This is a genomic window from Sphingorhabdus sp., from assembly GCF_029865925.1.
Lineage (GTDB): Bacteria > Pseudomonadota > Alphaproteobacteria > Sphingomonadales > Sphingomonadaceae > Sphingorhabdus_B.
In genome coordinates this window covers 21,338-32,116 of record NZ_JARXAI010000047.1, presented here as the reverse complement: position 1 = coordinate 32,116, position 10,779 = coordinate 21,338, and the positions used below count along the sequence as shown (strand labels likewise).

Genomic DNA, 10,779 nt, shown 5'->3' with positions numbered 1-10,779 from the left:
GCCGGGCGCATGGCCCGCATCCCATGCCTTTGGGTCAACAAGCACCGGCTCCAAGCTGCCATCAAGTGGGACGATATAGTCCACGGCGTCGCGCAGCCCGCTTTGGTGCGACAACAACGCACGCAGCGTGATAGGCGCATCCGGAAAGGCCGGGTTGCGCACTTTCCAGCCGAGATAATCACTTATATCGCGGTCGAGATCCAGCTTGCCTTGCTCTACCAACCGCATAACGGCAATCGCTGCCACAAGCTTTGAAATAGACGCAACGCGGGCCGGATCATCTATCGTGACTCGACGACCCGCAACGCCAGCATCGCCCTCAACCGTCGCAGGGGTGATACTGTCCGCTGTAAAGTTGACCATAACGGTTGCTGGCCTGATGCCGATTACCGCAGGCGCCGCTTTATCTAGGCCAAGAGGGGGCGCGCATCCGGAAACCAGCATGGCCGCAGCCGCCGCAGCGGAAAGCCATATACCGCGCAAACCAATCATGACGCGGGGCACGCACCTACATATTTGCCCGTTGTCTTGCCCTTCATTGCTACCGTCCCAACCATAGGCAGGCGGACATCCACCTTGCTGTCGTAAATGAATTCGGTTTCCCCCATGACGCCAGCCAGCGCCATGTCGACGGTGCCCATACCCTCCATGGCGCAGGACAGCTTCATATTCACAGTCTGCCCCGATACGTCAAACGCCTTGTAGACGCATTTTTCCGCGCCATCGCCACCGAAGAAATCTGCACCTGGCTTTTTGGCCTCGGCGTCGGTGAGGCAACTCTGGCTTGACGCGCTTTTCGCAACCGCGTCCATGATCTGCTGCTTTTGGGCCTTGCGTAAGGTCGGCACATTGATGTCGTCAAAGACAACCTTGGTTTCCCAAAGCCCCGCCTTCATAGGAATGAATGCGTCATAGTTCATTTCCGCTGCGCGCTCTTTGCTGTCGATGACGCCATTGCCGTCTTTATCGGCGCTGTTGTCGGCGCATCCGTTAATGAGAAGTAGCGCCATTGATGAACCTATAGCTTTTAAAAAAGTGAAATTCATACCGAGCAATCCCCAAACCGCTTACGGATGGCTTTACCCGTCATTTTGACGCCGCCGCGTTTGTGAGGAAGAACTTGCGCATGAATCACCCTCTCGCTTCTAAATAGGTTTCTTCTTGTGTCGCTGCATATCCCAAAACGCAACATCGATAAACGGCCCGACCGATAAGGTTACATTAAGTTCTCACGTAGTAGCCATGATTTTACGTTCTTTTTCATGACAATTGGTCAAACAAATTGCGGCGATGTTGGAAAATGAATTTTTAGCGAAGCCAAGCATCTACCGCACAGCCCTTGCCCTTCCGCTGCGCAGGGCACATATGAAAAACATGGCTGAGCTTATCATTCGCCGTGGGCTGGAAGAACCGGACACGGTTGGCGCCTTCACCCCGCATCGCCCTGAACGCCCGTCCAAATTGGAGGGCGGCAGGCCATTTAGGATTGTGTCCGATTATGCGCCTGCCGGCGACCAGCCAACGGCGATCCGTGAACTGGTTGAAACTGCTTTAACGGGCGAGAAAAACCAGGTTCTTTTGGGCGTCACCGGGTCAGGTAAAACCTTTACCGTCGCGCAAGTCATAGAAAAATTGCAGCGCCCTGCGCTTGTCCTTGCGCCCAACAAAATTTTGGCAGCGCAGCTTTACGGCGAATTCAAAAGCTTTTTCCCCGACAATGCAGTCGAATATTTCGTTTCTTATTATGATTATTATCAGCCCGAGGCCTATGTCCCGCGCAGCGATACCTACATCGAAAAAGAATCGAGCGTAAACGAGGCGATTGACCGGATGCGCCATTCGGCGACCCGATCTTTGCTGGAACGTGACGACGTCATCATCGTCGCGTCAGTGTCGTGCATTTACGGCATTGGGTCGGTCGAAACCTATTCCGCGATGATCTTCGACCTGAAAAAAGGCGAAAGCGTTGATCAGCGCGAGTTGATCCGCAAGCTTGTCGCGCTGCAATATAAACGCAACGATATGGCCTTTGCCCGCGGCAATTTCCGCGTGCGCGGCGACAATCTGGAAATCTTCCCGTCGCATTATGAAGACACGGCTTGGCGCGTCAGTTTCTTTGGCGACGAAATTGAAGAGATATCAGAATTCGATCCGTTGACGGGCAACACCAGCGCGAAGCTCAACAGCGTGCGCGTTTACGCCAACAGCCATTATGTAACCCCTGGCCCTACAATGAAGCAAGCAAGCGAAGCCATTCGTTTTGAGCTAACCGAGCGGTTGAAGGAATTGGTGTCAGAAGGCAAACTGCTGGAGGCGCAACGTTTGGAGGAGCGGACGAATTTCGACCTTGAGATGATTGCTGCGACAGGGTCTTGCGCAGGTATCGAGAATTACTCCCGCTTCCTGACTGGCCGCCTACCCGGTGAGCCGCCGCCAACCCTATTTGAATATTTGCCCGACAATGCACTTCTGTTCGTCGATGAAAGCCACCAGACAGTGCCGCAAATCGGTGCGATGGCCAAGGGCGACCATCGGCGCAAGCTGACCCTTGCCGAATATGGTTTCCGATTACCCTCTTGCATAGACAACCGGCCGCTGCGCTTTAACGAATGGGACATCATGCGCCCGCAAACGGTGTGCGTTTCCGCAACCCCCGGCGGCTGGGAGATGGAGCAATCGGGCGGCGTATTTGCCGAGCAAGTTATTCGCCCTACTGGCCTTATTGATCCACCGGTCGAAATTAAACCGGTCGAAGATCAGGTGCAGGATTGCATCAACGAATGCCGCAAAACGGCAGAGGCTGGTTTCCGCACGCTGGTCACCACGCTGACAAAACGCATGGCGGAGGATTTGACCGAGTTCATGCACGAGGCCGGGCTTCGGGTGCGGTACATGCACAGCGATGTCGAAACGCTGGAGCGTATTGAACTGATCCGTGACCTTCGGCGCGGCGTATATGATGTGCTGGTAGGCATCAACTTGCTGCGTGAGGGTCTCGATATTCCAGAATGTGGGCTCGTCGCAATATTGGATGCCGACAAGGAAGGGTTTCTGCGCAGCGAAACGTCTTTGATCCAAACTATTGGCCGCGCCGCGCGCAACGTTGAAGGCCGCGTGATCCTATATGCCGACCGCATTACCGGAAGCATGGAGCGCGCAATACGCGAAACGGATCGCCGCCGCGAAAAGCAGCATGCGTATAATATCGAACATAATATCACCCCGGCAACGATCAAGCGCGACATTCACAATATCGTCGCTGACACCGCCAGCCGGGATTCCGTTCTGGTTGAAATTGACGCCGATGGCGCCAACAACCTCGTCGGCCATAATTTGCGTGCGTATATCGAAGATTTGGAAAAGAAGATGCGTGCGGCTGCGGCCGATCTGGAATTCGAAGAGGCTGGACGGTTGCGCGATGAAATCCGTTCGCTAGAGGCAGCCGAGCTTGGCCTGCCGCACCAGCAACATGTCGCTGCACCTAAAGGCCGCGCGACCGAAGGCCAGCCGGGGACGCGCAAAATGCGTTACGGCAAAACGCAGCGTAAATTCGGGAAGTAAGTGTTAGCCTGGGGCTTTAGGTCAGCAGCCGAACAATCGCCGAGAGTCCTGCAAGGCCAAGGACACCCGCAACGAAACTGCGCCACAATGTTGGCGGCACTTTGCCGAAGGATTTGGCGCCAAGCCAATTGCCCAGCAGCACGGATGGAAACAGCAGGAGCGAAAGCCACATCAGCCGTCCGTTCGCCAGTCCAAGCACAAATGCCGAAATCGTGCCTGCAATCGCGGTGGCGAAAAACACGAGCATCATGGATGCGCGTGCCTCTTTCGGCGGGATCGGCTGATGCAGGTAAAAAGGCACGACAGGTGGCCCCGGCATCGCTGCAAAACCGGTCAAAATGCCGGCTGCAATGCCTGTTAATGCCGTTTCCTTGGGCCCAGGACGCAGCGTGCCGCGTTGCGGCAGGAGCACAAGCAAAAACGCGGCAATTGCGATTACGGCGATCAGGACCCGCGCAACATCTGGCGTAGTCTGCATCAGCAAGACGATACCAAGCGGCGTTGCCAACACGGCAAATGCAGCAATCATCAACGCACTTGGCCTATGCGCATCGGCCAATATAGCCTTCAGCCCAACGGGACCAATGAGGGCCTGAAGCAATATAGCAATGACAACGGCCTCGCCCGGCTTCACAATCAAGCCGAACAAGGGCACCAGTATGATCGCCATGCCAAAGCCGGTTAACCCGCGAATATAGGCAGCGCCAAAGGTCACTGCCGCCAACAGCAACAATTGCGTTGCCGACATGCCAATTAGATCGTGAATGTTCAGTGCCCCATTGCCGCGTGGTCAGCCGCAGTCATCGGCTTTTCCACCTGCATGCCCTTTTTGTCGAGCCAAGCCTGCATTTCCTTCATTTCAGCTTCCTGCGCGGCAATGACCTTTTGCGCCAGCGCGCGGACTTCGGGGTCCTTGCCATGTTCAAGCGCAACCTTAGCCATATCCACCGCACCCACATGATGCGGGATCATGCCTTGCATGAACGCAACATCCGCGTCGGCATCTATCATGCCCATGCCAGCGTGCATTTTGTTATTAGCAGCCGCATACGCCTTTTGCGCGGCGTCGTAACTGGCGGTGGCATCTGGCGTCTCAGCTGTTTGTTCCGCCGCTGGTTGCTGGCACGCCGCGAGCAGCAATACAGCAGCGAGCGTTAATGGAATCGTTTTCATCACATTCTCCTTCAAGGGCGCGGATCAGGCTTAGCGAATATCGGGCGGTGTTGCCTCATGCGACAGCATCGCAATCGCCTCTTCAAGCGTCATGATACGCTGGCCGTCGGAGCCAAGGCTTCGAATCGCGACTTTGCCTTCTTCGGCTTCACGCATACCGACCACCAACAAATGCGGCACCTTAGCGACGCTATGCTCGCGCACCTTATAATTGATCTTTTCGTTGCGCGTGTCGGCTTCGACGCGAATGCCCGCCGCCTTTAGCTTTGCCGTCACGTCATGCGCATAGCCATCTGCCTCGGACGTGATCGTTGCGACCACGGCTTGGACAGGTGCCAACCAAACGGGGAAGCGGCCAGCATAATGTTCAATCAAGATACCGATGAAGCGTTCATAGCTGCCGAAAATCGCGCGGTGCAACATGACGGGGCGGTGGCGCGCGCCATCTTCCCCGACATAGCTTGCGTCCAAACGCTCAGGCAGCACGCGGTCGGACTGAATCGTGCCCACTTGCCACGTCCGGCCAATCGCGTCGGTTAAATGCCATTCCAGCTTTGGTGCGTAGAAGGCACCTTCGCCGGGCAGTTCTTCCCAACCAAACTCTTCGGTCGCAAGGCCAGCGTGGACCACAGCATCGCGCAGTTCGTTTTCTGCCTTGTCCCAATCGGCGTCCGAACCGAAGCGTTGTTCGGGCCGCAAAGCGAGCTTGATCGAATAGGTAAAGCCAAATTCCTTGTAGATCCGGTCTGCAAGCGCACAGAAATCCTGAACTTCCGCAACAATCTGGTCTTCGCGGCAGAAGATATGCGCATCATCCTGCGTAAATTGGCGCACGCGCATTAAGCCATGCAACGCACCATGCGGTTCATTGCGATGGCAACAGCCATTTTCGTAAATACGCAACGGCAGGTCGCGGTAAGATTTAATGCCTTGGCGGAAGATGAGAACATGCGCCGGGCAGTTCATTGGCTTCAGCGCCATCCAGTCGGCGTCGCCCGAAATCACGGGGCCCTCGTCATCGACATTGGGCACCTCGTCAGGGATGACGAACATATTGGCGCGATATTTGCCCCAATGTCCCGATTGCTCCCATTGCCGCGCGTCCATGACTTGCGGCGTTTTAACTTCCTTATAACCCGCATTATCAATCGCACGGCGCATGTAGGATTCCAGCTCACGCCAAATCAGATAGCCATTGGGGTGCCAGAATACCGATCCATGCGCCTCTTGTTGCAAATGGAACAGGTCCATGTCCTGCCCAAGCCGGCGATGGTCGCGTTTGGCAGCCTCTTCCAAGCGCACCAAATGCGCATCAAGCTGCTTTTTATTCAGCCAGCCAGTGCCGTAGATGCGACTCAATTGTGGGTTCTTCTGATCTCCACGCCAGTAGGCACCGGCAACGCGCGTCAATTGGAATGCAGCCGGATCAAGCTTTCCCGTCGATGCCAGATGCGGTCCGCGGCACATGTCCATCCAGTCATCGCCGGACCAATAAACCGACAATTCTTGACCTTCAGGCAATTCAGCCGCCCATTCCGCCTTGAAGCTTTCGCGCGCATTCTGCCAGGTCGCGATCAGCGTATCACGCGCCATGACTTCACGGCGCAGCGGTTTATCGGCGCGGATGATCGCGCGCATTTGCTCTTCAATCGCAGGCAAATCATCCATCGTGAATGGACCGCGCGAGGCGGGCGCCATCACGTCATAATAAAAACCGTCATCGGTTGATGGACCAAAGGTGATTTGCGTACCGGGAAACAGAGCCTGCACTGCTTCGGCAAGGATATGCGCAAAGTCATGGCGCGCCAATTCCAGCGCATCGGCCTCATCACGGTTGGTCACCAAAGCAAGTTGCGCATCAGCCTCAATCGGGCGCATGATATCGCGCAATTCACCATCCACCCGCGCCGCAATCGCGGCTTTCGCAAGGCCGGGGCCAATCGCGGCGGCAATATCCGCTGGGGTGGTACCACGTGCAACTTCACGGGCAGAGCCATCGGGAAGGGTGACACGGATCATCTCGGACATGGATTTACTTGCTTTCAACGTCGTTAGGAAGCGTCCCTTTGCCAGTCCAAAGGCGAAGTCGCAAGTGTGCAGAAATGGCAGTCTGTGGGCGGCGACAACAACACAATGGAGAGGTTACTTGACATTAAAAGAAATTATAGTAAAGGAAGCTTGTCTTATTAAAAAGGTAACTTGACTTGACTTCTTGGAACAACCTTGCACCCTACATGCGGCGATATACTGTCAGGGTGCTGCTGTTCATGGCATCTTATATGCTGATCCTGACCAGTAGCCTCACCTTCGCACGCGGTAGCACCGAACATTCGCAAGCCACGCTTATTGGGCTAGCCCTCATCTCCGCACTTCCAATAATCGGGGTATTTTGGGCAATATTTCGGCTGCTGGTCGAAATAGATGATGAATATCAACGGCTTTTATTTGCCAAACAGACGCTGCTGGCAACGGCGTTAACGCTGGTAACCGTAACAGTATGGCAATTTCTTGCCGTCTACGATGTTGTGGCGAGCGGTCCGGAATGGATGGGTGCAATCTGGTTTGCCATGCTTGGAGTGGCTGGTCCTTTTGCACGCTGGAAAGCATGAAAAACCGTCTCAAAGTCCTGCGCGCCGAATGCGATTGGAGCCAGCAGCATCTGGCCGATGCATTGGGCGTTTCGCGCCAGTCAGTAAACGCGATTGAAACGGGCAAATACGACCCGTCATTGCCACTCGCGTTCCGCATTTCTGATCTGTTTGCTTTGCCTATCGAGGCGATATTCTTGCGCAATTAATCCGAGGTCTTTTCCCAACGATAAGGCACGAAGTCGCCCAAGCTGCAAACGCCACCGGTCATGCCGCTGGTCCGGTCCACCAGACGGATGATGTCGCCTTTGCATTTTTGGCTGCCAAATTGTTCGGACACGATGATGTCATCGTCACGCGCCAAGCCGCTGCAGGCGGGCCGTAGTTTGTTTTGGTACACCAAGCGGCCTGAAACACGGTAAAGTAGGATATCGTCGCTGACGCGGATGGTGTTGGTGGCGTTAAAATCGCTAATGCAATTTACCGGCGTGCCCGCGACCTTGCCGCTCAGTTCTTTCATCAAGACTGCGGTCTGTTTCTCGGTCAGCGGCTTTGGCGTGCTGTCCACTTGTCCGCACGCCGCCAATAGTGTCAAAGGAAAGGCAAAGAGGGCCAATTTGGCAATGTGCATCGATTTTCTCCGGTTCCAATGGCTGCATAGCATAAGTGTCGACGGATGAACCTTAGATTATCCAATTAGTGCCGCAATATGCCGTTTTTCGCCCGGGGTGACGTGAACGACCGCGTTGCCAAGGTCGGCATCCACCGGACAATCGATCACCGCCATCGCCCGCGCGCCGTGCTCTAACTCCAGCAGAACCGTCGCCGGACCAAACCCGTCCTTACCCGCTGGGCGGACAAAGCTCAGAACCCGCGCCTTGCCCTCCGGCGCATCATCAAGCGCGATTGCTGTGGGAGCATAGCCCTTCGCCACATCGCCGGACCACGCGATACGCGGCTGCGTTGCGGTGTAGATACCCACGGCTTGTTTGGACATCACGCCGCCATTGGCGGTTACCATCGCAGGTTTTGAACCATCCTGCCGCAAGGCATCCACCATCGCGGCGATGTTATACATAGCAAAGCCATTGCCGGGGCCGCCGAAGAAAGTGAGCCCGCCCGTCAGCGTATAATCGCCAAGTGCCCGCGATGCGTCTTGCATGCTGTCGACCGCCGCGAATACGGCGCAGGGAAAGCAGCTATAAATGTCGACTGGGCCAAGGTCTGTGGCCGCAAGCCCTGCTTGATCCAACGCGGCGGGGATCGCAAAATCAAGGGCGGCGGAACGGTGAATGACCGCACGCTCGGACAAGGGCGGTTCGGCCGCTCCAGCAGCGCCTGCCAGCCAGACCCATTTAGCTTGCGGCACGCCCAGTTCGCGCGCCTTGCCCGCGCTCGTCAAGATGATTGCACTGCCCAAATCGACTGCGTCCTGCGCCACATGCCAGCGGCGGTAGATGTCCGTCAGCGGATAGTTGTCATTGTTGTCGCTCTGCATGGCTTCAGGCGAACGAAAGCCGGAGAATTGCGCGTGGAGCCGCTTTTCGGCTTTTGCAGAAAAGGCAGACCATAACGCCGCCATCTCCCGCGCATATGCGTCGCTATCCAACCCTAAGCCAATCCGGCGCGCATTTTCAATCAGGCTGTAGGCAAGCGGCATCGAAATGATGCCATGGCGGATTTCGGTGCGGCTCAATATCGGGAAAGTCGACAGCCGGTTGTCAAACGATGTTTCGGAAACCACGCTCCAGTCCAGGGTCACGCCCGCCTTGCGTGCGCGCTTGGCAGTGCCTGTGGCTTCTGCCGCGACCAACACGGCCATATCGCAAGCCCCCCGCCGGATATCGCCGGCCAGTTCATTCACCATCGCTTGCGGGCTTTGTCCGCCGACATCTGCGTAGATTAGCCGCGCCGCGCTGATCCCACCTGCCGCGCCAAATGCTTCAGGCGCATTATCCGGCGATCCCGTGCCAAGGCTCAGTCCGCTGTCCTCAAAGGTGCGGATCGCCGTGATGGTGTCGATCGCGGCGGCAACCGCATCACGCTGCCCGGTGTCGGCGAGGGCAACCTTAATGGCAGCTCCGGCCAATTCACGTGGAGCCGGCCATTCGCCCGCGACGGTTTTCCGGCTTGCCTCACCCACGCCAATGATCACTGGCGCGCTCGCATCAAAATTGACCATTCTTCACTCCCGATTATCTCTTAACTGCACGCTTAAATATGCTAGCAGTCGATGCAAGAGATAAGGAGAGCGCAAATGGCGAAATGGCCGAAACTGACATGGTACAAAGAACCAACCGGGCCGTTGAAGGGCATTAAGGTCGTCGACATGGCCACGGTTGTGCTTGGGCCTTATGCGACGGTGCAATTGGCCGATTTGGGCGCTGAGGTCATCAAGATCGAAAACAGCGAGGGCAATACGCCGGGCGACCTGATGCGCCATGGCGGCGATTCGCCGACCAAGCAGCACGGGCCGATATTCACCGCGCTCAACCGCAACAAAAAAGCCATCAACCTGAACATTAAAAAACCTGAAGATAAAGCCGTGCTCGCAGCGTTGTTGGAAGACGCTGATGTATTCATCCACAATGTCCGCATGGCGGGTGTCGAGCGGCTTGGCTTTGGTTATGAGGCAGTGAAGGCGATCAATCCTAATATCGTCTACGTCCACTGCGCTGGCTTTGGTGCAGGCGGTGCCTATGGCGAACGACAAGCCTATGATGACCTTATTCAAGCTGCATCAGGCTTTGCAGCGTTAAGCGCGCAGCGCGATGGCGGACGGCCCACTTATTCCCCAAGCCTTGTCGCCGACAAGGTCAGCGGCCTGTTCGCGGCCAATGCAACCTTGGCGGCGTTGCTTGGCCGGGCAGGCGGACAGGGCGGCCAATTTGTCCAAGTGCCGATGTTCGAATGCTTCACCTGGTTCAACATGGTGGAAAATCTTTGGGGTGAAACCTTCGTCCCCGGTAATGGCCGCATGGGCTATACGCGGTCGGTAAACCCGCGCCGCCGGCCCTATCCTACCAAGGACAGCTTTATTGCGATTGTTCCCTATAATGACCGGCAATGGGCAACGTTCTTCGAATTGGGGGGCAGGCCCAATGTCTTCGATGACCCGCGCTTTTCAACCTATCAGGAACGCACCAAGCATACAGGTGAGCTATATGCCTTGATCGAGGAAGTCAGCGCGACGCGGATAACCGCCGAATGGCTTGACCTATTGGCGGAGCATGACATTCCGGCGATGAAGTATAACCGAATGGCCGATGTGCTCACCGATCCGCATTTGGCCGATGTGGGCTTTTTCGAGGAATTGGAATCGCCGGAGATCGGCACCTATCGATCGATGAAGCATCCCGTCCATTATGCCAGAACGCCTGTGTCCCACTATGCGCATCCGCCGATGCTGGATGCCGATGGCGATGAAATTAGGGCGGCGTTGGGGATGTGATCGGAA

General features: G+C 56.1%; 11 protein-coding genes. 4 read left to right on the top strand and 7 right to left on the bottom strand.

Annotated features, from left to right (window positions below; translation table 11 throughout):
* A partial coding sequence (locus QE270_RS04420; RefSeq protein ID WP_300035769.1) for a serine hydrolase domain-containing protein occupies positions 1-504 on the bottom strand: 504 nt, incomplete at its 3' end.
* Positions 489-1,010 (bottom strand): DUF3617 domain-containing protein, encoded by a 522-nt coding sequence (locus tag QE270_RS04415; protein ID WP_300035766.1) that lies wholly within the window; start codon positions 1,008-1,010, stop codon positions 489-491. The genes QE270_RS04415 and QE270_RS04420, both read right to left, overlap by 16 nt.
* A 364-nt stretch (positions 1,011-1,374) precedes the next feature.
* Between QE270_RS04415 and uvrB the strand changes: the two genes are divergently transcribed.
* Complete coding sequence (gene uvrB / locus QE270_RS04410; RefSeq protein WP_300035764.1) at positions 1,375-3,561, top strand: excinuclease ABC subunit UvrB; 2,187 nt, start codon at positions 1,375-1,377, stop codon at positions 3,559-3,561.
* Between the two features lie 16 nt (positions 3,562-3,577).
* Here the strand turns inward: uvrB and QE270_RS04405 are convergent, their stop codons facing one another.
* From QE270_RS04405 to thrS, 3 genes are read right to left on the bottom strand one after another with little or no spacing between them, the layout of a single operon-like run.
* Positions 3,578-4,309 carry a sulfite exporter TauE/SafE family protein gene (locus QE270_RS04405; RefSeq protein WP_300035761.1) on the bottom strand — a complete coding sequence of 244 codons (732 nt, stop codon included), beginning with the start codon at positions 4,307-4,309 and terminating at the stop codon, positions 3,578-3,580.
* A gap of 20 nt (positions 4,310-4,329) precedes the next feature.
* Positions 4,330-4,734, bottom strand: coding sequence for a DUF305 domain-containing protein (locus tag QE270_RS04400; protein WP_300035758.1), 405 nt, complete (start codon positions 4,732-4,734; stop codon positions 4,330-4,332).
* 30 nt (positions 4,735-4,764) lie between these two features.
* Positions 4,765-6,762, bottom strand: coding sequence for a threonine--tRNA ligase (gene thrS, locus QE270_RS04395; RefSeq protein WP_300035756.1), 1,998 nt, complete (start codon positions 6,760-6,762; stop codon positions 4,765-4,767).
* Between the two features lie 206 nt (positions 6,763-6,968).
* Between thrS and QE270_RS04390 the strand changes: the two genes are divergently transcribed.
* Together QE270_RS04390 and QE270_RS04385 are read left to right on the top strand one after the other, a co-directional pair.
* Entirely contained in the window at positions 6,969-7,343 is a 375-nt protein-coding gene (locus tag QE270_RS04390; protein WP_300035753.1) for a hypothetical protein, read from the top strand.
* Positions 7,340-7,531 carry a helix-turn-helix transcriptional regulator gene (locus tag QE270_RS04385; RefSeq protein WP_300035750.1) on the top strand — a complete coding sequence of 64 codons (192 nt, stop codon included), beginning with the start codon at positions 7,340-7,342 and terminating at the stop codon, positions 7,529-7,531. The genes QE270_RS04390 and QE270_RS04385 overlap by 4 nt, the downstream gene beginning before the upstream one ends.
* Here QE270_RS04385 and QE270_RS04380 read toward each other — a convergent pair.
* Together QE270_RS04380 and QE270_RS04375 are read right to left on the bottom strand one after the other, a co-directional pair.
* Positions 7,528-7,953 (bottom strand): hypothetical protein, encoded by a 426-nt coding sequence (locus tag QE270_RS04380; RefSeq protein WP_300035747.1) that lies wholly within the window; start codon positions 7,951-7,953, stop codon positions 7,528-7,530. The genes QE270_RS04385 and QE270_RS04380 overlap by 4 nt on opposite strands.
* A 57-nt stretch (positions 7,954-8,010) precedes the next feature.
* A complete protein-coding gene (locus QE270_RS04375) occupies positions 8,011-9,504 on the bottom strand; it encodes a hypothetical protein (RefSeq protein ID WP_300035744.1) in 1,494 nt (497 codons plus the stop codon).
* A 75-nt stretch (positions 9,505-9,579) separates the two neighbouring features.
* On the opposite strand from QE270_RS04375, the gene QE270_RS04370 reads away from it, so the two are divergent.
* A complete protein-coding gene (locus QE270_RS04370) occupies positions 9,580-10,773 on the top strand; it encodes a CoA transferase (protein WP_300035741.1) in 1,194 nt (397 codons plus the stop codon).
* Positions 10,774-10,779: the final 6 nt, after the last annotated feature.